The sequence below is a fragment of the Paenibacillus sp. EB106-06-01-XG199 genome (assembly GCF_058791575.1).
This window is the reverse complement of sequence record NZ_JBYTDQ010000002.1, coordinates 626,265-648,200: the sequence shown is the minus strand read 5'-3', so window position 1 is coordinate 648,200 and position 21,936 is coordinate 626,265. Positions and strand designations below refer to the sequence as shown.

24 protein-coding genes are annotated in these 21,936 nt (G+C 50.2%); 21 read left to right on the top strand and 3 right to left on the bottom strand.

The features are described from left to right. Positions 1 to 1,002: X2-like carbohydrate binding domain-containing protein (locus AC3WT9_RS08915; RefSeq protein WP_492407541.1), on the top strand; the 1,002-nt coding region annotated here is incomplete at its 5' end. Positions 1,003 to 1,152: 150 nt separating this feature from the next. Here the strand turns inward: AC3WT9_RS08915 and AC3WT9_RS08910 are convergent. Then, positions 1,153 to 1,893, bottom strand: coding sequence for an SDR family NAD(P)-dependent oxidoreductase (locus tag AC3WT9_RS08910; RefSeq protein WP_341092305.1), 741 nt, complete (start codon positions 1,891 to 1,893; stop codon positions 1,153 to 1,155). Positions 1,894 to 2,020: 127 nt separating this feature from the next. On the opposite strand from AC3WT9_RS08910, the gene AC3WT9_RS08905 reads away from it, so the two are divergent. The 5 genes from AC3WT9_RS08905 to AC3WT9_RS08885 all read left to right on the top strand — a co-directional run bounded on the left by AC3WT9_RS08905 (position 2,021) and on the right by AC3WT9_RS08885 (position 7,562). Further along, positions 2,021 to 2,905 (top strand): LysR family transcriptional regulator, encoded by an 885-nt coding sequence (locus AC3WT9_RS08905; RefSeq protein WP_341092306.1) that lies wholly within the window; start codon positions 2,021 to 2,023, stop codon positions 2,903 to 2,905. Between the two features lie 71 nt (positions 2,906 to 2,976). After that, positions 2,977 to 3,147: a hypothetical protein gene (locus tag AC3WT9_RS08900; RefSeq protein ID WP_341092307.1), complete on the top strand. Its 171-nt coding sequence runs from the start codon at positions 2,977 to 2,979 to the stop codon at positions 3,145 to 3,147. 45 nt (positions 3,148 to 3,192) lie between these two features. After that, the gene (locus AC3WT9_RS08895; protein ID WP_341092308.1) at positions 3,193 to 3,687 is read left to right on the top strand and encodes a hypothetical protein; all 495 of its coding nucleotides are present in this window, start codon (positions 3,193 to 3,195) and stop codon (positions 3,685 to 3,687) included. Between the two features lie 894 nt (positions 3,688 to 4,581). Continuing rightward, positions 4,582 to 5,205, top strand: a complete 624-nt coding sequence (locus AC3WT9_RS08890) for a DUF8426 domain-containing protein (protein WP_341378286.1) — start codon at positions 4,582 to 4,584, stop codon at positions 5,203 to 5,205. 167 nt (positions 5,206 to 5,372) lie between these two features. Continuing rightward, positions 5,373 to 7,562: an alpha-galactosidase gene (locus tag AC3WT9_RS08885; RefSeq protein WP_341378287.1), complete on the top strand. Its 2,190-nt coding sequence runs from the start codon at positions 5,373 to 5,375 to the stop codon at positions 7,560 to 7,562. Positions 7,563 to 7,642: 80 nt separating this feature from the next. Here the strand turns inward: AC3WT9_RS08885 and AC3WT9_RS08880 are convergent, their stop codons facing one another. Continuing rightward, the gene (locus AC3WT9_RS08880) at positions 7,643 to 8,260 is read right to left on the bottom strand and encodes a nitroreductase family protein (protein WP_341092313.1); all 618 of its coding nucleotides are present in this window, start codon (positions 8,258 to 8,260) and stop codon (positions 7,643 to 7,645) included. 326 nt (positions 8,261 to 8,586) lie between these two features. Between AC3WT9_RS08880 and AC3WT9_RS08875 the strand changes: the two genes are divergently transcribed. From AC3WT9_RS08875 to AC3WT9_RS08805, 15 genes are all read left to right on the top strand, one after another. Continuing rightward, on the top strand, positions 8,587 to 9,024 hold the full coding sequence (locus AC3WT9_RS08875; RefSeq protein WP_341378288.1) for a helical membrane plugin domain-containing protein: 438 nt from the start codon (positions 8,587 to 8,589) through the stop codon (positions 9,022 to 9,024). 40 nt (positions 9,025 to 9,064) lie between these two features. Continuing rightward, positions 9,065 to 10,243 carry an NAD(P)/FAD-dependent oxidoreductase gene (locus AC3WT9_RS08870; RefSeq protein ID WP_341092316.1) on the top strand — a complete coding sequence of 393 codons (1,179 nt, stop codon included), beginning with the start codon at positions 9,065 to 9,067 and terminating at the stop codon, positions 10,241 to 10,243. Positions 10,244 to 10,471: 228 nt separating this feature from the next. Further along, positions 10,472 to 11,101, top strand: coding sequence for an SGNH/GDSL hydrolase family protein (locus tag AC3WT9_RS08865; protein WP_341378289.1), 630 nt, complete (start codon positions 10,472 to 10,474; stop codon positions 11,099 to 11,101). 382 nt (positions 11,102 to 11,483) lie between these two features. Continuing rightward, on the top strand, positions 11,484 to 12,230 hold the full coding sequence (gene map, locus AC3WT9_RS08860) for a type I methionyl aminopeptidase (protein WP_341378290.1): 747 nt from the start codon (positions 11,484 to 11,486) through the stop codon (positions 12,228 to 12,230). A 32-nt stretch (positions 12,231 to 12,262) separates the two neighbouring features. Next, positions 12,263 to 12,847, top strand: a complete 585-nt coding sequence (locus tag AC3WT9_RS08855; RefSeq protein WP_341378291.1) for a DJ-1/PfpI family protein — start codon at positions 12,263 to 12,265, stop codon at positions 12,845 to 12,847. Between the two features lie 27 nt (positions 12,848 to 12,874). Further along, positions 12,875 to 13,690, top strand: coding sequence for a hypothetical protein (locus tag AC3WT9_RS08850; RefSeq protein WP_341092325.1), 816 nt, complete (start codon positions 12,875 to 12,877; stop codon positions 13,688 to 13,690). A gap of 64 nt (positions 13,691 to 13,754) precedes the next feature. After that, positions 13,755 to 14,177, top strand: coding sequence for an Rrf2 family transcriptional regulator (locus AC3WT9_RS08845; RefSeq protein WP_038590310.1), 423 nt, complete (start codon positions 13,755 to 13,757; stop codon positions 14,175 to 14,177). A gap of 418 nt (positions 14,178 to 14,595) precedes the next feature. After that, on the top strand, positions 14,596 to 14,775 hold the full coding sequence (locus tag AC3WT9_RS08840) for a hypothetical protein (RefSeq protein ID WP_038590313.1): 180 nt from the start codon (positions 14,596 to 14,598) through the stop codon (positions 14,773 to 14,775). A 16-nt stretch (positions 14,776 to 14,791) separates the two neighbouring features. Next, a complete protein-coding gene (locus tag AC3WT9_RS08835; RefSeq protein ID WP_341092327.1) occupies positions 14,792 to 15,358 on the top strand; it encodes a GNAT family N-acetyltransferase in 567 nt (188 codons plus the stop codon). Then, entirely contained in the window at positions 15,355 to 15,741 is a 387-nt protein-coding gene (locus AC3WT9_RS08830) for a hypothetical protein (protein WP_341092329.1), read from the top strand. Before AC3WT9_RS08835 ends, AC3WT9_RS08830 begins: the two co-directional genes overlap by 4 nt. Positions 15,742 to 15,780: 39 nt before the next feature. Further along, a complete protein-coding gene (locus AC3WT9_RS08825; RefSeq protein ID WP_341378293.1) occupies positions 15,781 to 16,518 on the top strand; it encodes a metallophosphoesterase family protein in 738 nt (245 codons plus the stop codon). Positions 16,519 to 16,717: 199 nt separating this feature from the next. Then, positions 16,718 to 17,593 (top strand): VOC family protein, encoded by an 876-nt coding sequence (locus AC3WT9_RS08820; protein WP_341378294.1) that lies wholly within the window; start codon positions 16,718 to 16,720, stop codon positions 17,591 to 17,593. Between the two features lie 67 nt (positions 17,594 to 17,660). Next, the gene (locus tag AC3WT9_RS08815; protein ID WP_492407540.1) at positions 17,661 to 18,536 is read left to right on the top strand and encodes a beta-1,6-N-acetylglucosaminyltransferase; all 876 of its coding nucleotides are present in this window, start codon (positions 17,661 to 17,663) and stop codon (positions 18,534 to 18,536) included. 275 nt (positions 18,537 to 18,811) lie between these two features. Beyond that, positions 18,812 to 20,833 (top strand): Na+/H+ antiporter, encoded by a 2,022-nt coding sequence (locus AC3WT9_RS08810; protein WP_492407539.1) that lies wholly within the window; start codon positions 18,812 to 18,814, stop codon positions 20,831 to 20,833. Positions 20,834 to 20,835: 2 nt separating this feature from the next. After that, a complete protein-coding gene (locus AC3WT9_RS08805; RefSeq protein WP_341092338.1) occupies positions 20,836 to 21,357 on the top strand; it encodes a GNAT family N-acetyltransferase in 522 nt (173 codons plus the stop codon). A 155-nt stretch (positions 21,358 to 21,512) separates the two neighbouring features. On the opposite strand, the gene AC3WT9_RS08800 is transcribed toward AC3WT9_RS08805, so the two are convergent. After that, positions 21,513 to 21,935, bottom strand: coding sequence for a threonine/serine exporter family protein (locus AC3WT9_RS08800; RefSeq protein ID WP_339225855.1), 423 nt, complete (start codon positions 21,933 to 21,935; stop codon positions 21,513 to 21,515). Position 21,936 lies beyond the last annotated feature (1 nt).

The following is a 21,936-nucleotide window of genomic DNA, read 5'->3' as shown; positions in this document are numbered from 1 at the left end:
AGCTTCGATAAGAAGACGGCGAATCAGGCGGATGTGGCCGTAACGCTGACGCTGAACGGGAACACGTTAAGCACGATCAAGAACGGAGCGGCAACGTTGACTGCCGGAACGGATTATACCGTAAGCGGCACAGCTGTCACGATCAAAAAAGGGTATCTGGCCGCGCAGCCGGTGGGCACAACAACGCTGAGCTTTAATTTCAGCGCCGGGGCCGCCCAGTCGCTGGCAGTTGCCGTAGAGGATACGACGGCAGCGAGCAACTCGGCGATTACGCCGGTCACGGCCAGCTTCGATAAGAAGACGGCGAATCAGGCGGATGTGGCCGTAACGCTGACGCTGAACGGGAACACGTTAAGCACGATTAAGAACGGAACGGCAACGTTGACTGCCGGAACGGATTATACCGTAAGCGGCACAGCAGTCACGATCAAGAAAGGTTATCTGGCGATACAGCCGGTGGGTACAACAACGCTGAGCTTTAATTTCAGCGCCGGGGCCGCCCAGTCGCTGGCAGTTGCCGTAGAGGATACATCTGTGGTTGTGACCGGTGGTCTTAAGGTCCAAATGTATAACGGCAGCACAGTGGCTTCAGCGAATGTCTTGAATCCGCGGATCAAACTGCTGAATACGGGCACCAGCGCCGTTTCGCTGGCGGATGTGAAGATCAGATATTATTACACGATTGACGGCGAGCAGCCGCAAAGCTTCTTCTGCGATTGGTCACAGGCCGGCAGTGCGAATGTTACCGGCACCTTTGTGAAACTCCCGGCAGCCATAACCGGGGCGGATTATTATGTGGAGCTGGGCTTCACAAGCGCAGCGGGTTCCCTGGCAGCAGGGGAGGGCCTGGATATCCAGATGCGGGCATCCAAGGCGGATTGGAGCAATTATACCCAGACCGGAGATTATTCCTTTAACGCGTCAGGTACGGGTTATGCGGATTGGGCTGGCGTTCCGGCCTATCTCTCCGGCAGCCTGGTATGGGGGAATGAACCTTCCTGATCTGATCCGGCCGCAACCCGGATCGGCATAACAGGATTATCCATTATACAATGAGCTGCAAGAAGCCATGAATTTTCTTGAACCAACAGCCTCATCTTCCTTTGTGAATTGGGAGGATGGGGCTGTTGGGCGTTTTTGCTGTGCTTGCTGCTATAAAGTCTGTCCGCTGTCGACGGTAATGACCTGTCCGGTTAAGGCCTCCTGCACAACAACCGAGCAGATGAACCTGGCGATATCTTCCGCTGTGGCGATCTGCTGCAGCAGAAGATTGGGAGCCAGGCGCAGCATCTGCGCTTCCCGGCCGGTCCACCATCTCGTCGCGACGGCTCCCGGAGCCACAGCATTGACCCGGATCTCCGGTGAAAGCGCGCGGGCCAGTGACTTGGTAAGTCCATGTACGGCGGCTTTAGACACCGCATAAGGAAGAGAGGAGCCGGAGCCTGTATTTCCGGCAATGCTGCCGAGGTTGACAATGGCTCCCTGCTTGTTTTGCTTCATATAAGGAGCCACTGCCCGGGCGCAAAAGAACATTCCTTTGACGTTGACATCCAATAATTGATCCCAGACTTCTTCCGTAGCTGCATCGAGATCCTCCAGAGGGATGTGCTTTGTAATGCTGGCATTATTGATGAGCACATCCATACGGCCGAATGTTGCTGCGATTTGTCCAACCATCGCCCGGACTTCGACGTCCCGGGAAACATCGGCCTGTACCGCGATGGCCTGTCCGCCTAGATCAATGATCTGTTGAACAGTTTCCAGCGCTTCCTGTTCCGAACGGGAATAATTAACAGCGACCACCGCCCCGAGCCGTGCCAGCTCAAGGCTTGTGGCTCTGCCTATGCCGGTACCCCCGCCTGTTACGAGCGCCACTTTGTTTGTAAGCTCCATCTGCATCCACTCCTTGAATATCTTTTTGGGTTGATACAGACTATTTTATAGAGCATACTTGGTTTTGTATAATTGAACTAATTGAAGTGATGATTCATTAATATTGAATCGTGATGGGGGAATGGAAATGGATTTCAAGGCGCTGATTACCTTCCAGACGATCGTAAACACAGGAAGCTTTAACCGTGCGGCGGAAGAGCTGAATTATGCCCAGTCGACGATTACAATGCAAATCCAGAAGCTGGAATCACAGCTGGGGGTACAGTTACTCGAACGCGGTAAAGGGATTAGCTTAACGGAAGCTGGGCGGCTATTCCATGAACAGAGCCTGCTCATTGTGAAGGACATGGAACGGTTGCAGAGCAGTCTCGCGGAAATGAAATCTGGCGAGGCGGGGAGTGTCCGTCTGGGTGCAACCGATCCTACCGCCAGCTATCGGCTGCCTCGTCTTTTGCAGCAATTCATGAGCCTTTACCCCAAGATTGAAATCTCGGTAGATATCGCCGGAACACCGGCGCTTACTGAGCGGCTGCTCCGCGGGGAACTCGACATGGTGCTGTGTTCAGCACCGGAGCTGGGAAAGGAGCTGCACTTTGAGCCTCTGTTCACGGAGAAATTCGTGCTGTTAATGCCGGAGGATCATCCGCTCGCTGACCTGCCGGAGGTGACTCCAGATCATCTTCGCGGACATCGGCTGCTGATTACGGCCGTCAATTGCCCCTACCGCAAAAAATTGGAGAGCGTACTGCAGGAATTTGCCGGACCGCCGCTGAATACCATGGAAGTTGGCAGCATGACAGCGCTGAAATTCTACGTAGAGGCTGGTTTAGGTCTTGCGTTTGTCCCTGAGTCTACTCTTGCGCCCGTACCTGTGGGAACGGCAGTGCGGCAGCTGGCAGGAGGAGCTGTAGACATGGCCTGCGGAATCGCCTGCAGAGTGGCTGATTATCCGCTCCGGTCGGCCAGCTTGAGACTGTATCAATTTCTGAAGCGGGAGCTGTCTTTACGCTAACTTTGCAACAAGACAAGACAAGATAGATGGGATGGGACGAGACGAGAAGAGGAAAGGTGAGATGAGATCAGATGAGTGGAGCGAAACTGGATTTGCAGCGGATTGTTATGATTGGGCGGACCTTTGAGGAATATTTGCGGATGTTCAATTTGCAGCGTGAGGAGCTGGCCGTGCGGAGAATACTCGATTGTCCTGCGGGTGTTTGCTCTTTCACGGCTGCGGCGAATCAGCTCGGCGCTTAAGCTGTCGCCGCTGATATTGCCTACTGCCATTCTGCGGAAGTTCTGATGGAGAAGGGAATCAAGGATATTCAGCACGCTATGCTGCAGCTTGCGAAGGTGCAGCAGAATTTCCTGTGGAATGAGTTTAAATCCATCGAAGAGCTGAAGCAGGCAAGAATCGAAGCGTTAACAGCCAGTACTTTGGACAGACAACAGAATGAGGAGCTTTATATTTCGGCGGTGCTCCCGCAGCTGCCTTTTGCCGGTCTAAGTTTTGAGCTTACATTATCCGCGCATTTTCTATTCATGTATAGTGACCGTCTGGACTATGATTTTCATCTCCAGAGTCTGCAGGAGCTGATGCGTGTGACAAGTGAAGAAATCCGCATCTTCCCGCTGAGCGATCTATCCGGCCGCAGATATGAAGAAATGGACCGTTTAATAGAATATATTCACACTCAGGGCTGGAATACAGAAGAGCTTAAAGTCTCCTATGAGTTCCAAAAAGGCGCTAACACCATGTTGCGGATGACGAGGACCAGAGGAATGCAGTCTGCATAGAACGCAACTAAAAAGGTAACCCAGGGAACCGCCTGCATTGCTGTAAGGCTAAATTTTATTTCACATCAGCTGTTGCGATACTGCGGTAAAAGTACCCGCTAATTTCAGCTAAAATCCCTTTTTAGCATAATATAGGGGATTGCTACCGCTAACATGGAGATAAACCACAATGATCCCTTGTAACATAAAATTAGAGGGCGGGATTCCCGTTAGTTGTTCATTTCTTGGAATAAGGACTATATTAGCGGCAGCATTTCCTGTTAAGGAGGATAGGCATCAAGATGAAGCAAGGGTGCTCCCGCATAACACACATAAACCTCTATCATTGATTGTTCATCAACAATAGAGGTTTATGTTGTAAGCACTATACCCATGTTCTTCTCAGACTCCTTATCCTATCCTTTGTTCTCAGCCGGGTAGAAATCGTCCGAGGCGGCAGTGTATTTGCCTATCCTGACCGTTAAATCTTCTCTAATCATCCTCAGGTAACGATTGGATTGATGATCAACGTTTGAGCTTTAAGAAGCTCATACCATTTCGTTCCGGGATAAATTGAAAGCTTTAATGCCAGGATCAAAGATATAGTCTCAAGCTCAGGGATTACAGCTGCAAAAGATTGCTCACGGAGAGATTTTACCTGCCCGCATTAGCGTTCCTTCTAGCAGTGTATGGTTCCTTGAGTTGATGTCTATAGTATAGCCTGATCCCCATAAGCAGTAAAAAGCCGTATTTTTTGAATCTGGAACCATTATACATATAACCCTCTTGTAAGCGCTATTATACTTGCTTATTCTTAGTTTTTTAACTAATATTCCATGGATAATTGCTGCTGCTCTTAATGTATAATTCACTTATGGCGCAGGAGTTAGGAAGAATGGAAGGAGTAGCACACATATGAAGTTGTTTCAGATGAAGACGGCGCCGCTTGGGATTGAGCGGATGACGGAGTTTGTGCAGGACAATTATGTTTGCGCCGGATATCCCGGCATTGGTGATTTGGAACAGGCAAGCCGCGAAGAAATCGCCAGACGGCTGCAGCAGACCTATGCCTACTACGGGCCGGAACTGGAAAAGACGCTGGACAGCCTGGACATCTTTGTACATACAATGCAGGATGGAGATTATGTATTGATCTCAGACGGGGAGTGGGCCTACCTTGGCGACCTGGGCGATTATTTCTATGAGGAAGCCTGCGACCATCCGGAAGATGGCCGTTGTCACCGGAGAGGGGTAACCTGGCTGAAGAGCTTGTTGAGTGCAGAGCTGAATCCCATGATGGGTGAACTGCTGGCAGATACCCTGCCAGTCTCGCAGTATATAGGAACACTGCCGCCTGAAAGGCTGGATCTGTGGCTGGAGGATGCGGGTCTGACCGGCAGTGAGCAAGCGAAGCACACGGTAAAAGTTGATGAAGAGATCATTGCTGAAGCGCTGTCTGTTCTCACGGCTGCGCTGCACAGTGAAGATGCCGAGCGGCGGGAGCGGGCGGCTGCGGCCATTCTCTATTATGCGAAATGAAAGCTAACCAGAGGTGAAATTAAAGCGATTTCACTATATAATAAAGTGATGTTGTACGAAGCCTATTAAGTAAGATGCTGCTCTACAAAACTAAGCAGATGCTTCCGAAGCGAGTTTGTACGATCCAATCAAGGAAGCAGATGCTCACAAACTTTCAGGAGGTTCCAATGGCCATTCAATATTTATCCGACGAACGTATCTTTCATCTTCAGAGCAAGGCAACCAGCTACGTGATTCAGTTGCTGCCTACCGGAGTTCCGGCGCATGTATATTGGGGAAGGAAAATCCGTTCAACCGGTCTGTCCTCCATCCTCCAGCGGACTGAACGCTGCTCCTTCTCGCCAGCTCCATATCCTGAGGACATGTCTATCTCTTACGATACAATAGCACAGGAGTACCCGGTTTATGGTGTGGGTGATTTCCGCCATCCAGCCTACCAGATCCAGGCTGAGAACGGAACTACGGCTTCCGAGGCGCTGTATGACAAACACCGCATTTACCGGGGAAAGCCTGCTCTTGAGGGGCTGCCAGCTACATATACTGAGCATGAAGAGGAAGCCGATACATTGGAGATCGAGTTGCTCGATCCTGTGGCCGGACTGCGGATTATCCTCAGCTATACCGTATTTAATGAATTGAACGCCATTACCCGTTCTGTGCGGTTTGTCAATGAAGGCAGCCAGTCGCTGAGGCTGCTGCGTGGACTCAGCATGAGTGTGGATTTCCGTGACTCGAATTACGATATGCTTCATTTGTCCGGGTCCTGGGCGAGGGAGCGATATGTGGAACGCAGAGCGCTTGCTTCCGGCATGCAGGGTATCGAGAGCCGCCGGGGAGCGAGCAGCCATGCGCAGAATCCATTTATCGCCCTGCTGTCCAAAGGTGCGGATGAGGACCATGGCGATGTATATGGCGTCAGTCTGGTTTACAGCGGCGGATTTAGCGCACAGGCTGAGGTTGAGCCGTACAAGACAACCCGTTTATCCATCGGGATTAATCCTTTCGACTTCAACTGGCTGCTGGAGCAGGGACAGGCGTTCCAGACTCCGGAAGCTGTACTGGTCTTCTCGGCGGATGGCATCGGTTCGATGTCACGGACCTATCATAAGCTGTACCGTACCCGGCTGTGCCGCGGCACCCACCGCGACCGTACACGGCCAGTACTCGTCAATAACTGGGAAGCGACTTATTTCAATTTCACCGCCGACAAGATTGAAGACATCGCCCGCGCCGGCAGCGAGCTTGGTCTGGAGCTGTTTGTGCTGGATGACGGCTGGTTCGGTCACCGCAATGATGACCGCAGCTCACTGGGGGACTGGTTCGTGGACGCGAATAAGCTGCCCAAGGGATTGGATGATCTGGCCAAGCGTGTAAACGGGCTGGGCCTGCAATTTGGCCTCTGGTTCGAACCGGAGATGATTTCTCCGGACAGCGAACTGTACACCCGGCATCCCGATTGGTGCCTGCATGTGCCGGACCGCCGCAGAACAGAAGGACGGATGCAGCTTGTGCTCGATTTCTCCCGTGAGGATGTCTGCCAGGCGATCGGCGACAGGATAGCCGATGTGCTGAGCAGCGCGCCAATCTCCTATGTGAAATGGGATATGAACCGCAATATGACCGAAATTGGCTCCGCGCTGCTGCCGCCGGAAAGACAGCGGGAAACGGCGCACCGTTATATGCTCGGTCTTTATGGAGTGCTTGAACGGATTACCTCGGAGTTTCCGGATGTCCTGTTTGAGAGCTGCTCCGGCGGGGGAGGGCGCTTCGATCCGGGAATGCTCTATTATATGCCGCAGACCTGGACAAGCGATAATACTGATGCGATCAGCAGGCTCAAAATCCAGTACGGAACCAGCATCGTCTATCCGCTCAGCTCCATGGGCAGCCATGTCTCGGCCGTGCCGAACCATCAGGTACACCGTAATACTTCTCTTGAACTGCGCGGACATGTCGCAATGTCAGGCAATTTCGGCTATGAGCTGGATCTGACAAAGTTTACAGTAGAAGAGAACGAAACAGTAAAAGCACAGGTAGCGCTCTACAAGGAGCTGCGGCCGCTGGTGCAGTTCGGGGAGCAGTACAGACTGCTCAGCCCGTTTGAAGGCAACGAGACCGCATGGCTGATTGTGGCTGAAGATAAATCTGAGGCTGTTGTCGTGTATGCCCGGACACTGGCCGAGCCCAATGATTCACTGTATTATCTGCGCCTGAATGGACTGGATCCTGAAGCGGATTATGAGTGGCTGGAAGGCGGAGGCGTGTACGGAGGAGATCATCTTATGTATGCGGGGCTGCCATTGCCGAATCTGCACGGTGATTTCCAGAGCGTGCTCTGGCGTTTCCGCAGAGTCTAGGATTTAGCCGTTTATATTTTCACAAAAGGCCTTGCCGCGATACTGCGGCAAGGCCTTTTTGCATGCCAGACGGGTCCATCTCAGAAGAATTCAACAAACTCATTTACCGGCTTGCGGTAGCCGCGCGGTCTGATCTTGCGTTTGTAGTCCTTGCCGATGGTAATCATCAGAGCCGGCACAAGATGGTCCGGGATATTGAGGGTGGCCTTGATGGCTTCGGGATCAAAGCCGATCATCGGGCAGGTATCCCAGCCTTTATCCTTGGCAATCAGCATGAACTGCATGGCGGACAGGGAGGCGTTGCGAATGGCTTCATCACGCTGGAAAGCATCATTTCCTTCATAGGCATCGTTGATGGATTGGATGGTGTTGTCATATTCCTCCTGGCTCATAGCGCCAAGCAATTTCAGTCCGCTGTAAATTTCCGGTGCCTGCTGATAGGCATGCTTATCTCCGAGCACAATAATAACGGCGGAAGCTGTGTGGATTTTATATTGGTCATAAGCACCTCTGCGGATTTCCTCCTTCAGTGCCGGATCGCTGATCACCTTATAATGTGTATGCTGCAAATTGGAGCTTGAAGGGGCGAGCCGGGTGAGAGAGAACATGTCCTCCAGCTCGTTTTGCGGGATCTTGATCCCTTCCACGAAATTCATAGCTGATCTGCGGGATTGCACCAAATCTGTAAAAGTACTCATGATAAATACCTCCAAATGGTTATAAATTGATAGTTAATAAATATCAATAACTTATGTAAATAAACTTACTTACAAATGGTTACTTACTTAAGATAGCACGGCAATTGGGAATCGTCAATGATGAATTACACTAAATCGTGAAATTAAGTTCGAATAGAAGAAAATTAATAAAAACGACAGAAAAGAAGTGATTTTAATCACAAAATAAGGTTATAGAGGCAAAAAGATTGTGACGTTTATTACATAATGGGTGTTATAATAGACGCATGGGTTATTGAATTGACTATTATCAAGCGTTACAAGCTAATGCAGAGGAGAGTCCAACAATGTCAGAAACAATTACGCAAACCACTCCTGAACAGGAAGCACCGCAAACCTCTTTAACCAAAGAGGATGTTCTGGATCAGCTTTTGAAGCCGGAAGTTCAGGAATCATTAACAACCTTGATAGAACAGCTGCCGCAGCTTACACAGCTTGTAGGTGTATTAACGAAGTCTATGGACTTTGTACAGTCGGTTGCATCCGATGAAGTACTCAAGAATGATACGGTGGGCGCTATTAAAGAAATTGCCGAGCCGGTAGTAGGTTCCGTCAAGAATATGGCGGCTACTGTGATCGAGGCGAAAGACCGGGCAAATGAAAGCAGCGAGACGATCAGCGTGTTCGGAATGATGAAGATGATTAAGGATCCGCAGGTTCAGAAGCTTCTCCGTTTTATGAATGCTTACCTGCAAGTCAGCGGCGAACGCAGCCAGCAGAAATAATTAATTCTAATCTCATACGTAAGGACGGAGGAAACATCATATGTCAAAACATATTGTTATTCTAGGAGCAGGTTACGGCGGATTGCTGAGTGCCTTGACAGTGCGCAAATATATGAGCAAGGCTGAGGCAAAGATCACAGTTGTCAACCAGTATCCAACCCACCAGATTATTACCGAATTGCATCGTCTTGCCGCAGGCAGCGTGGAAGAGAAAGCTGTTGCTATGCCGCTGGCGAAGCTTTTTGCCGGTAAAGACATTGATCTTAAAATTGCCAAAGTAAAATCCTTCTCCGTTGAAAGCAAACAAATTGCGCTCTCGGATGGCACGAATCTAACTTACGACGCCCTTGTTGCGGGCCTTGGCAGCACGACGGCTTATTTTGGAATTCCGGGACTTGAACAATACAGCATGGTATTGAAATCGGCTGCTGACGCCAATAAAATTCACGGTCATATCGAAGACCGGATCCGTGAGTACGCAAAAACCGGCAATGAAGCTGACGCGACGATTCTAATCGGCGGTGGCGGATTGACGGGTGTTGAGCTTGTAGGTGAAATTGCGGACGTGCTGCCCAAGCTCACCAAACGTTATGGGGTGGATCAAAAAGAGATCAAGCTGCTGCTCGTGGAAGCAGGTCCGAAGATTCTCCCGGTACTGCCCGATCACCTGATCGAACGCGCTACATCAAGTCTTGCTGCACGCGGCGTACAATTCCTGACCGGTCTAGCCGTTACCAATGTGGAGGGCAACACCATTGATCTGAAGGATGGCCAAAAAATTGTGGCCAACACGTTCGTATGGACCGGCGGTGTACAAGGAAATCCGCTGATCGGTGAATCCGGTCTTGAAGTTAACCGTGGACGTGCAACGGTAAATGAATTCCTGCAATCCACATCGCATGCCGATGTATTTGTTGCCGGTGACAGTGCCGTTGTATTTGCTCCGGACGGCCGTCCTTATCCGCCGACTGCACAAATCGCCTGGCAGATGGGTGAGCTGATCGGCTATAATCTGTATGCTTACCTTAACAATAAATCGCTGGATACCTTCAGTCCGGTCAATTCGGGCACACTGGCCAGCCTGGGCCGTAAAGACGGGGTTGCTATTATCGGCGGCAACTCAACGCCATTGAAAGGCTTGCCTGCAACGATGATGAAAGAAGCAAGCAACATCCGTTATCTGACACATATCAAAGGGTTGTTCAGTCTGGCGTATTAATATTCATTAGCCGGCTTTTCTGCTTATAGGATCCCCTTTTAGTTACCCGAAAACACCTGGTTTTTTTTGAGGTGCGGGTGCTGGAAGGGTTTTTTTCTGTGCTGAATTAGTTCAGGATGCGAAGTGCGCTTTGAAATCCTGCCATAATTGAGGGTGCCCGGAGAAATTCTATTTGATATAATGGAATATGTTTTATACCATTCAGTGGTTTTATAGGAGGATTTAAACATGGGATTTAAAGAAAACGATATCATTTTGTTCCAGGGTGACAGTATCACTGATTGCGGGCGCAATTATGAAGACGCTTCCTCATTGGGCGTAGGTTATGCAATGATGGCTGCCGCACGTCTTGGGCTGCAGTATCCGGAGAAGAATCTGACGTTCATTAACCGGGGAGTCAGCGGTAACCGCATTACAGATTTGCAGCAGCGCTGGGATAAGGATTGCCTGGACTTGAAGCCGACATGGGTATCCATTTATATCGGGATTAATGATACCTGGCGCCGCTTTGACTCCGGTCAGGAAACTACTGCTGCCGAGTTTGAAGCCGCTTACCGTGATTTGATCGAGCGTACAATGAGTGCGCTGGATGCCAAGCTGGTGCTGATTGAGCCGTTCGTACTGCCAGTGCCGGAAGACCGCAAGAATTGGCGTCAGGATTTGGATCCCAAAATCCATGTTGTACGTGAATTGGCACGTGAGTACGGGGCCCCGCTGGTTCCGCTCGACGGCCTGTTCGCTGCGGCTTCCGTTAAAGCGGAGCCAGCGTTCTGGGCAGGGGATGGCGTGCATCCTTCTTCGGCCGGACATGCCCTCATTGCCGAAGCCTGGCTGAAAGCGGTAGGAGCAATTAACTAGAGCTTCAAATTATTTTGTAAAGCTATCCCTTCTGAGTGTGTTTTAGAGACCGGTCCGTTATTTTATAGCGGACCGGTCTTTTTTTGATGCGCAGAGCTGGAAATTGGATGAGGCAGACCAATGCACGGACATTTCACTCTGCACCTGAAGACTGTTATAATTGTAGGATACATATTACCGATACTTCATCTGACAAGCTCATGGCTATGCCTGAATAAACGGAAGGAATTCTCAGAGCCACCGGGCGTCAGCACAAACCTCAAGATGAAGCTAGTGTTCGGAGAAACGTATCAGGAATACATTATTAATGAAGAAGTTAACAATCTAAACCGAAATAATAAATATCGAGTACATCTTATAGAGCGAGAGGAATGTTAAAAGAATGACGAGCGATACAGCAGAGGATTTGCAAGGTCTGAAGGCAGCCGGCAAGGTGGTAGGTTACACTATCGCCGAAATGAAAAAACATGTAAAACCAGGTATGACGACTGCCGAGCTTGATGCGGTGGGGGCGAAGATCCTGGAGCAATTTGGTGCAAAATCGGCTCCGAAGGTTACCTATAATTTTCCGGGCAGCACCTGCATCAGTATTAATGAAGAGGTGGCTCACGGCATTCCCGGCTCACGCGTTATTAACCCCGGTGATCTGATTAATATTGACGTATCTGCCGAGCTTAACGGTTATTACAGTGACTCCGGCGTTTCTTTTCAATTGCCGCCCTATAACGAGAAGATAGTACATCTGTGCCGCAGCACGGAGGAAACCATGATGAGCGTAATCAATCATCTTCGGGCAGGCATGAAGGTGAATGAGATTGGCAGAGTAATGGAGAGTGAAGCCCGCAAACGCGGCTACAAAATCGTACGCAATTTATGCAGCCACGGCATCGGCAAATCACTGCATGAGAAGCCTTTCGAAATTCTCCCGTTTTATAATCCGCGGGTTACTACGGTGCTAAAAGAAAATCAGGTCATTACGGTTGAGCCGTTCCTGTCTACCGGGGCTGACTTTGTAGAACAGCAGTCAGACGGGTGGACACTGAGTGTGAAGGACAATAGCCGGGTAGCACAGTATGAGCACACCATTATTATTACAAAGGGCAAACCGATCATTCTGACAAGCGCATAGAACCCTGCCGAGGGTAAGAGGAGCGAGCGAAGTTGAAGATGGCCTTTATTCTTTTTGATGGAATTACTTTTCTCGATTTTGCCGGATTCTATGATGTTATCTACCGGCTGGGACAATTTGCCCCAGGTGAAGGGCTGGAATGGGATATTTGCGGTGTTGCGGAAGAAGTGACCGATGAGCTGGGGCTTACGGTCAAGATCGGCACAGTATTGCCGGATCTGTCGCAATATGACTTAGTCTTCGTACCCGGCGGGATGGGGACGAGAATGCTCCGGACCGATGAGTCCTTTATCTCTTGGCTGCGGGGAGCCGCCAATGTGCCTTATAAGGTTTCTGTATGCACAGGCTCACTCCTGCTGGGAGCCGCCGGATTTCTGGAGGGACGCAGTGCAACGACACATCCCGCTGCGTACGATCTGCTGGCGCCCTATTGCGGCAGTGTGGTGAAGACGCGGATTGTACAGGACGGCAGTATAATTACCGGTGGAGGGGTGTCTGCCTCCATTGATTTGGGGCTGCATGTCATGTCACTGCTTGCCGGTGAAGAGGCGATGCTCTCCGTGAAGAAGCAAATTGATTATCCTTATGAGATGCAGGGTATTGTACAGCGGCAATAAGCTGTGCAGGAAAACGGGGGAATTAGGATGACTGTAACTAAGACGGTGCCAGTGCCGATTCGGGAATGGATGGAGACGGAGGAGCAGTGGACCCTGCTTGCCGGTTATATGCTGGACGGGAGCGGCCTGCCCGGACCACGGGCCAATCTGGAGCTGGCAGAGAGCTTCGCGATGTCTTTTGCCCGGCCTTCTGTAACGGAGACCTCATGGGCACTGCTTTCGTCATGGGCGCTTATTTCGGACCACGAGACTGCTGCTAATGATCCCCGCGAGTTTCTGCCTTTTTGTGCTGTACAGGCCAGCTGCGCGCATTACGGGTATGCTGATGCAGTACGGCGCACCCTTACAGAAGGTCTGCTGAAGACTGCCATGAATGATTCCAGATGGCGGCTGCGCGAGGCCGCGGCGATCGGTCTGCAGACCATTGGAGAATATGATTTTTCGCTTCTGCAGAGACTGCTGGATTCATGGAAAGCGGAGGCTACACTGCTGGAACAGCGTGCCTTTGTTGCCGCTTTAGCCCATCCGCCGCTGCTCAAGGAGCAGACCAACGTACGGTATAGCCTGGATCTGGCCGGCGGCATTATGGAAGGCATCCTCTCCTCTGAGCCGGGACAAGGTGACCGGGAGCATTATCGTGTGTTGTCCAAGGGTTTAGAATATAGTCTCAGTCTGTTTGCGGCCAGCGAGCCGGAAGCAGGTTTTGCTATGCTCCGCAGATTTGCACAGAGCGGCGATCCCCGGATGCTGAAGATTGTGAAGAGCAATCTGGGCAAAGCCCGGCTGAGTAAAAAATATCCGGACCAGGTTGCGGACCTCCTCACAGCATTGACAATGTGCTAAAATGTAACTATTATTGTTGCATCCAAAGCATTCTTTTGTTTAGGGCAATAAAGGAGAGATTTCCATGAACATCAGCACCCGGTTTGCGGTGGCTATTCATATTCTTACGTTAATCGACAGCAACAAGGAAGGCAAAAGCACCTCCGAGTGGATCGCTGGCAGTGTCAATACCAACCCGGTGGTCATACGCAGAATTACAGGCATGCTGAACAAAGCGGGACTGGTTGATGTCCGTCCCGGTGTGGCCGGAGCCAAGCTGAACCGCACTGCAGCTGAGATTACGCTGCTGGAGATTTATCGGGCGGTTAATGCGGTAGAGGAAGATTCCTTATTCTCCGTGCATGAGCACCCGAATCCCGATTGTCCGGTTGGCAAGAACATCGCCGGTGCCATCGTGCCTGTATTCTCCCTCGCCCAGAAAGCGATGGAGAATGTGCTGCAGGAGGTTACCTTGGACCAGATTATAAATCAGATCCCTGTTTACTGAGCAGGGAGGGGATTTTGAGTAATTTAAGTAAACTTTTAGCAAAAACTTATGTTTCTTTAAGGTTTCAGGAGTATATTTAAGATCTCCACCCCCCAGTGGATGCATTTTGCTAGGAGCCTGCCGTGCCTCGGCAGGCTCCAATTTTTTTGGTTTGCTGCAATCCGATGATTCTACAAAATTCAGCAAACCTTTATTAAATTTTCATCCGGATTTAAGCTTTGCCGGTTATAGTAGTCACATGACCCCCTTATAATAGACCTTGACCCTGCCGGAAGCTGGCAGGGTCACTTTTTTGTTCCTGTATAAGGAAATGGAGAGCGAGATAACGTAGAGGGAGCTTTACACAATATTCCAAATGAATTAGACTGACACAAGACATGCGAATTGAAATGATTTTGTGAAAGAGGATGGGATTTGAATGATGACCTTTCTGGCTGTGATTCTTGGCTTGTTAAGCCTCTTGGTATTTATGCTGATTATTAGAAAAGCGATAGATGATTCGAAAACTTCGCACAAACTGGATATTTTGATTCAGGAGATTAGGCTGCTGCGCAAAGAAATTAAGGAGAATAAGCATATTATTGATAAACGCCTGTAAAAGGGGGAGTTTTGCATTGATTTTATATCACAATCAGGAACTAAGCGTTAGAAGACTGGTGCCTCCCGATGCGGAGCTGCTTACGAAATGGCTTTCCGATCCGCTTCTGTTAGAGTATTATGAAGGCCGTGACCGTCCGCATACAATGGAGATGGTGCTGGAGCACTTTTATGAAGAGGATGCCGGGGAAATCACACGCGGGATTGTCTGCTATAAATCGCAGGATGTTGGATACATACAGTTCTATCCTATTGAGGCTGAAGAGAAAGCGGAGTACGGGTATACGGATTTTGAAGGCAGAATTTACGGCATGGACCAGTTTATCGGCGAAACTGCATTTTGGAATCAAGGAATTGGCTCGCAGCTTGTGGGGGAGACGGTTAAATATCTTACCGAGTCGAAGCAGGCGGACAAAATTGTGATGGACCCGCAATGCTGGAACCACCGGGCACTGAGAGTGTATGAGAAACTTGGTTTTGTGCGGAGGAAGCTGCTTGTAGAGCATGAATGGCATGAGGGAGAATTCAGGGACTGCTGGCTGATTGAATATGCGGGCAGTACGAAATTAGGGGATACTTTATGAAGAATAACCATTTATCTATACTGGGGGCCAGCCTCATTCTTGGTGTTTGTTTTATTGTCGGCTGCCTGGTCATCAGCTATGAAAAGGCGGGTAGCAGCGGAAATGCTTTGCAAGCCCAGAACACTCAGCTGCAGCAACAGGACAAGGCATTAATGACGCTTCAGGAGGCTGCATATTTTCTGGGGCTGGAAGAAGAGCAGGTGCTCAATATTATGAAAGCAGAAAATGCAATTCTGAGCAATAATGGACCTTTTACAAAAGCAAAGCTTCCTTATATTAAAATTGATGACGAGTTCTTGTTCAATAGGGAGGACTTATTGAACTGGATTCGGACAGCCACCGCAGAGAAAAGAATATACAGCGGCAACAAATTACTAAAATGATTAAGCAAGATAAGAATGGACCCAAACGGAGGAACTTCAGTGGAGAAAATTGCAATTATTTCTGATATTCATGGCAATGTGCCGGCTCTTGAAGCGGTACTCGCGGATATACACGGGCGTAACATCACCCGGATTTTTTGTCTCGGAGACATTGTCGGCAAAGGACCTAGCTCAGACCTGGCAGTTGATCTGGTGAAGAAGCACTGCGAAGAAGTTGTGATGGGCAACTGGGATGAATTCATCGGCCGGCCCAGCGAAATCGCCGTTGTACAATGGCATCGGGAGCTGCTCGGCCAGGACCGCCTGAATTATCTGAATTCTCTGCCGTTCTCGATTGAATTCTGGATGAGCGGAAAGTTCATCCGTTTATTCCATGCCTCACCGCGGAGCTTAAATGAGCGGGTCCAGCCCTGGGATGATTACGAACAGCGTTTATCCCTGTTCCTGCCCTCCGGATTGTGCAAGGAACCAGTCATGGCGGATATAGCCGGATATGGGGATGTTCATAATGCGTACCTTCAGCATCTGGACGGAAGGACGTTACTGAACGTAGGCAGTGTAGGGAATCCGCTCGATCTTACCCAGGCCTCGTATTTAATTATGGAGGGAAGGTATCAAGATCGTGCAATGACACAGTTAAATCTGCAATTCGTCAGAGTTCCCTACGATATCGAACTCGCTGTGCAGCAGGCACAGGAATCGCATATGCCTGACTTGGAACCCTATATTAAGGAGCTTAGAACTGCTGAGTATAGAGGCAAGGGCGTCGATCACTAATGCTAAGCCAGACCTGACGGGTCTGGCTTTTCTTTTTTAGAAAAGTAATTGACAAACTTATGGAGTGCAACTATACTAAAGTTAGTTAATATGTAACGGAAACAGTTACAAGTGTGAATTGCAAAAATGGAAGGTGTAAAGACTAAGCTGCAATAAGCGGCTAGACACGGACATCAGCATTTATTCAGGAGGAGATATTATGACGGCAACAGCGACATTGCATGAGGGTGTGCAAATTGGTTTAGTGCAGATAAGAGTAAGTAATTTGGAGCGTTCGCTCGCTTTTTACCAGAATGTTGTGGGATTGAAGATCTTGCGCCAGGCCGGGCGCCAGGTGGAGATGACAGCAGACGGGCAGCATGTACTGCTCGTCTTGCGGGAGATTGAAGGCGCGCAAATCCTGCGCCGGAATTCGGCAGCGGGTTTATACCACTTCGCCATTCTGGTGCCTGACCGCCCCAGCCTTGGTCTCACGCTGCGCAATCTGATTGACTCTGGGATTCATATCGGCCAGGGGGATCATCTGGTAAGTGAAGCGCTGTACATTCAGGATCCGGACAATAACGGGATTGAGCTGTACCGGGACCGGCCGCGTGATACATGGAAACGCGATGCAGAAGGGGATTATATTATGACTACGGACCCGGTAGATGTCGACGGTCTGCTGGCCGCTGCGGAAGGCTTAACCTGGAACGGCCTTCCTGCCGGCACCGTGATCGGACATGTGCATTTTCATGTAGGTGATCTTAACCAAGCGAAGAAATTTTATGTGGATGCATTGGGTTTTGAACCAACAACCCATTATGGAGACTCGGCGCTGTTTATCTCGGCGGGAGGTTATCATCACCATATGGGCCTCAATATCTGGGCGGGGCAGGGTGCTCCGGCGGCTCCGTCTGATGCACCCGGCATTGATTATTTTACACTGCTGCTGTCAAGCAGACAGGAGCTGGCGGAAGTATCTGAGCGTATGCGGAAGGCTGGTTATACAGTAACTGAGGCAGATGGCATTGTATCGCTCAAAGATCCATGGAACATCGGTTTGAAGCTGATGGTGAACTCGCAATCGGAATAATTTGCTTGTCCATCTTCACTCATTCCCCTATAATAATTGGAAATGAATGAGTGAAAGGGTGTAAATTTTGCAAAAATTCAAGATGGCATACGTAATCCTTTGTCATAAAAATCCTGAGCAGATCAATTTGCTGATTGATCGTTTAAGTGATGAACATGTGGATTTTTTCCTGCATGTAGACAAGAAGAGCGGCATAGAAGAGCAAATTGTTCACCGTGAACATATTCATTTTGTAAAAGATCCTGTTGAAGTGCAGTGGGGACATTACAGCCAGATTGAATGTATTCTTAAAGGTTTTGAGCTGATTAAGCAGCAGGGTTACTATAATTATATTCATATTATAAGCGGGCAGGATTTGCCCCTTGTCTCCAATGGAACGATTGTGGAGTTCTTCCAGAAGAACGAGGGGAAGGAATTTGTGAAGTATTTGCAACTGCCTAATGAAGCGGAGATGTGGGGCTGCTACTATCGGGTTTCTGTCTATTATCCAAAATTTCTTGTATCGCGGGTAAAAGCAGTCTCCGAGGTGCGTAACCGGTACATTAATCTGGTGATGTCGGTGCCTTGGCTTAAGCGGAGTCTGAAGCATCTCCCGGATAAACTGTATAAAGGCTCAAACTGGATGTCGATTACCGGTGAGTGCATGGAGTATATTCTGGAATTCACCCGTACTTCACCAGGTTACATCCGTTTATTCAAGAACTCATTCTGCGGTGATGAGATATTCTTTCATTCAATTATTTTGAATAGTCCGTTTAAGGATAATGTAGTGAATGAAATCAAACGTTATACAGACTGGGAGACGGGGCCGGAGTTTCCAAGAACGCTCAGGGCGGTGGATTACGAACGAATCCGCACACAAGGACAGGGATGCTTCTGGGGCCGCAAGTTTGACTTGGATGTAGACCGCAGTATTGTCGAGAACCTCCTGCAAAAGGGGTGAACCTTAGGACCACCGGGTCAAAAGCCTTTCAATCCTGATTCGATTACCGGGAGCGGCGGAATTTCAGCAGGAGGCAAGGCCGGATCTACCGGCCTTGCCTCCTGCTTGTTCTGCATCCAGTTACGCTTCCCCCTGTGACAACGCGGAGAGAAAGGCATTCCTACGGCACTGTAGGCGGTGAACTTTTCGACTAAACATAAAGTTGAGAATTGCATGCCCCTATATAAACGTTTAGGATATAATAATGGGAAAATCATTTTTGGAGTTGATGCAGATTGGAGACCTTTCTTGCCGTACTGTTAATTCTGGGGCTGATCGCGGCCTCCAACATCGTGAACCGGTTTATCCCGTTTGTGCCAATTCCGCTGATTCAGATTGGACTTGGTGTTATTGCTGCACTGATGCCTACTGGAATACATATGACCTTTGAGCCTGAGCTGTTTTTTGTATTATTTATTGCTCCACTTCTGTTCAATGACGGCAAGCGGACACCCCGCGATGAACTTTGGAACCTTAGAGCACCCATTCTGCTGCTGGCGCTGGGCCTTGTCTTTGTCACCGTCTTTGTAGCGGGATATGCGATCCATTGGATGATACCCTCGATTCCACTGGCGGCGTCGTTTGCACTGGCGGCCATTCTCTCGCCGACTGATGCGGTGGCGGTAGGCGCCTTGGCCGGAAGGGTTCATTTGCCGAAGGGCATTCACCGGATTCTGGAGGGCGAGTCATTGATGAATGACGCCTCCGGTCTGGTGGCCTTCAAGTTTGCCATTGCTGCTGCGGTTACCGGGGTGTTCTCACTGCCCAAAGCAACGTTCAGCTTTATCCTCATCGCGGCGGGAGGGCTGCTGCTGGGGGCGCTGCTGTCATTTTTGCTTATCCGGCTCAGCGTGCTCATCCGCAGATTAGGCATGGAGGATGTTACCGTCCATGTACTGCTGCAGATTCTGACTCCGTTCATTATTTATCTGATTAGTGAAGAAGTCGGCGTATCCGGCATTTTAGCCGTTGTTGCCGGCGGTATCGTATATGCCATTGAGAAAGACCGGGCTGTATCTCCGCAATACAAGCTGCAGCTTGTGTCAGCGAGTACCTGGTCGGTGCTGCTGTTTATCCTGAACGGGATGGTCTTCCTCATCCTCGGCATCTCCGTTCCCGATGTTGTTGAAGTCATCTACCGGGATGAAACGCTGAATAACTTTATGGTGGCCGGCTATGTGCTGGCAATTACGGCTCTGCTCATTGTACTCCGCTTCCTCTGGGTGTATGTCTATTCGCTAGTAGAGAGCCGCAGGCTGAAGACAGAGAAGTCACCGCTCAAAACACAGCTGATTATCTCGATCTCAGGTGTCCGCGGAGCTGTAACCTTGGCCGGGGCCTTCTCCATTCCACTGGTTGTTGGAGATGGTTCCCTGTTTCCGGAACGGGATTTAATCATTGCGCTCGCGGCAGGTGTTATTCTCATGTCGCTGGTGATTGCCAGTATCTTTCTGCCTATCCTTGCAGGAAAAGAAGAGGCGGTTGACGAAACCGCCCAGCCGCAGAACACGGAGCTTGCAGCCAGATCGGTAGTGATTGATGCAGGAATGACCATGCTGCGGAGCTTGGCGACGGAGAATCTCGGTTCCCCAACGCAGCCCGCATTGCTAGAGTTTACCGATAAGATAGACAGACTGTGCGCTCCCCAACCGGAAAATGATGTGGCCACGGAACGCTTCCGCCGGCTTGGCATTGAAGCGAGGCTGAACGGCCTCGATGCGGAACGGGCAGCATTGCGGAGCATGCTGGAGCAAGGTCAGATTGAATCTCCGGTTGCAGTGAAGATGGAAGAACTGCTGGATCATACGGAGGCTGTTCTGTGCCGGCGGTTCGATACACAGGTCAAATTCTCCCTGACTGAGATTCAACGCTTATTCTCGGGATTGTTCACCGGCCGTTTTAACGGTGAGGAAGGACGGCGGGCGGTTCAGAATGCCGAGAGTGCCCGGAAAGCGAAGATCGCGATGTGCCAGGCCGCCGTCTCAGCGGTCAGCGCCGAGATGAGCGAAGAAAACCGCCAGGCTTCGCAGCGGGTTATTGACAAATATGAGCGGCTGGAGTCACGGCTGGAGCAGGGGGAAGGCTGGAGCAAGGATGGCGTAATCGACGATGAGAAGCTGGAGCTGAAGCTGAAGGCAATTCAGGAGCAGCGCGACACGGTGCAGCAAATGTACCAGAACGGAGCGATTAATCTCAAGGTCGCCGGCAAGCTGCGCCGGTTCGTGGATCAATTAGAAACATCAATCTGGGAGGATTAACAATGGGCGAAATCACTGCGAGCGGGCTGTTATTTGAAGAAATCGGGGAAGCGCATTTGGCTGAAGTGCTGGATATATATAATTATTACGTGTTGAACACTACAGTTACTTTTCACACCGATCCGCAGAGTTTGCCGGAAATGCGCCAGTCGGTGCTGAGCGGCGATCCGCGGTTCAAATCCTATGTCATTATGCAGGACGGCGAAATGTTGGGTTATGTGCTGATTGCCAGACATAAAAATAAGCAGGCCTATGATACCTCCGGCGAAATCAGCATCTACCTGAAGCCGGGCTGCGGCGGCCGGGGATTGGGCGGCCATGCGCTGCGCTTTATTGAAGAGCGGGCCGCGGAGCTCCGGTTTCATGTACTGGTGGCTACGGTGTGTGCTGATAACGAGCCGAGCCGCCGGTTGTTCGTGAAGCATGGATACGAGCAGAGTGCCCTGTTCAAAGAGATCGGCAGCAAGTTCGGCAGATGGCTGGATATTGTCAGCTACCAGAAGATCATTGGCCAGCTGCAGTAAATATCCCCTATACCCAAAAGTCCGCCTGCGGCAAGGATGAATTCCTTGACGCAGGCGGACTTTTTATGCGCTATAGACCAAGCAGCTCTAGCCGAAACGCGCCTGTAGCCATAGCTATAGGTGATCGGTAAGGGGAGACGCTTTCCTGCGCGTGTCTACTTGTTCTTCCGGCGGAACATTTGTCCAAGCACTTCGCTGAGCACAAGTCCCGTGGCGATCGCTCCAGAGAGCAGCAACGCCTGTACGGCGATCTGAATCGCCTGGTTATTGTCATTCTCCACGAATTTGCGCATAGCATCATACGCAAGTCCCCCCGGGACAAGTGGAATAATCCCTCCGACGCTGAAGATAATGACCGGCATCTTGAAGGAACGGGCAAAGAATTGGCTGATGACGCCGACGACTACGGTTGCCGCAAAGGTGGCGATTACCGTATCCCATCTTTCATCAAGCTCCAAATACAGGATCCAGCCTACCATTCCGGCCAAGCCGCATTGCAGCAGCGCGCGCCGCGGGGCATTGAACAGAATGCAGAAGGATGCAGCGGCGATAAAGCTGGTTATCAGTTGCAAAATCATG

What these genes read in the sequence shown, in the direction of transcription:
- AC3WT9_RS08910 (WP_341092305.1), bottom strand. Translation starts at nt 1,893, where the DNA reads ATGGAGCTTACAAACAAAGTGGCGCTCGTAACAGGCGGGGGTACCGGC.
- AC3WT9_RS08905 (WP_341092306.1), top strand. Translation starts at nt 2,021, where the DNA reads ATGGATTTCAAGGCGCTGATTACCTTCCAGACGATCGTAAACACAGGA.
- AC3WT9_RS08900 (WP_341092307.1), top strand. Translation starts at nt 2,977, where the DNA reads ATGAGTGGAGCGAAACTGGATTTGCAGCGGATTGTTATGATTGGGCGG.
- AC3WT9_RS08895 (WP_341092308.1), top strand. Translation starts at nt 3,193, where the DNA reads ATGGAGAAGGGAATCAAGGATATTCAGCACGCTATGCTGCAGCTTGCG.
- AC3WT9_RS08890 (WP_341378286.1), top strand. Translation starts at nt 4,582, where the DNA reads ATGAAGTTGTTTCAGATGAAGACGGCGCCGCTTGGGATTGAGCGGATG.
- AC3WT9_RS08885 (WP_341378287.1), top strand. Translation starts at nt 5,373, where the DNA reads ATGGCCATTCAATATTTATCCGACGAACGTATCTTTCATCTTCAGAGC.
- AC3WT9_RS08880 (WP_341092313.1), bottom strand. Translation starts at nt 8,260, where the DNA reads ATGAGTACTTTTACAGATTTGGTGCAATCCCGCAGATCAGCTATGAAT.
- AC3WT9_RS08875 (WP_341378288.1), top strand. Translation starts at nt 8,587, where the DNA reads ATGTCAGAAACAATTACGCAAACCACTCCTGAACAGGAAGCACCGCAA.
- AC3WT9_RS08870 (WP_341092316.1), top strand. Translation starts at nt 9,065, where the DNA reads ATGTCAAAACATATTGTTATTCTAGGAGCAGGTTACGGCGGATTGCTG.
- AC3WT9_RS08865 (WP_341378289.1), top strand. Translation starts at nt 10,472, where the DNA reads ATGGGATTTAAAGAAAACGATATCATTTTGTTCCAGGGTGACAGTATC.
- map (WP_341378290.1), top strand. Translation starts at nt 11,484, where the DNA reads ATGACGAGCGATACAGCAGAGGATTTGCAAGGTCTGAAGGCAGCCGGC.
- AC3WT9_RS08850 (WP_341092325.1), top strand. Translation starts at nt 12,875, where the DNA reads ATGACTGTAACTAAGACGGTGCCAGTGCCGATTCGGGAATGGATGGAG.
- AC3WT9_RS08845 (WP_038590310.1), top strand. Translation starts at nt 13,755, where the DNA reads ATGAACATCAGCACCCGGTTTGCGGTGGCTATTCATATTCTTACGTTA.
- AC3WT9_RS08840 (WP_038590313.1), top strand. Translation starts at nt 14,596, where the DNA reads ATGATGACCTTTCTGGCTGTGATTCTTGGCTTGTTAAGCCTCTTGGTA.
- AC3WT9_RS08830 (WP_341092329.1), top strand. Translation starts at nt 15,355, where the DNA reads ATGAAGAATAACCATTTATCTATACTGGGGGCCAGCCTCATTCTTGGT.
- AC3WT9_RS08820 (WP_341378294.1), top strand. Translation starts at nt 16,718, where the DNA reads ATGACGGCAACAGCGACATTGCATGAGGGTGTGCAAATTGGTTTAGTG.
- AC3WT9_RS08805 (WP_341092338.1), top strand. Translation starts at nt 20,836, where the DNA reads ATGGGCGAAATCACTGCGAGCGGGCTGTTATTTGAAGAAATCGGGGAA.
- AC3WT9_RS08800 (WP_339225855.1), bottom strand. Translation starts at nt 21,935, where the DNA reads ATGATTTTGCAACTGATAACCAGCTTTATCGCCGCTGCATCCTTCTGC.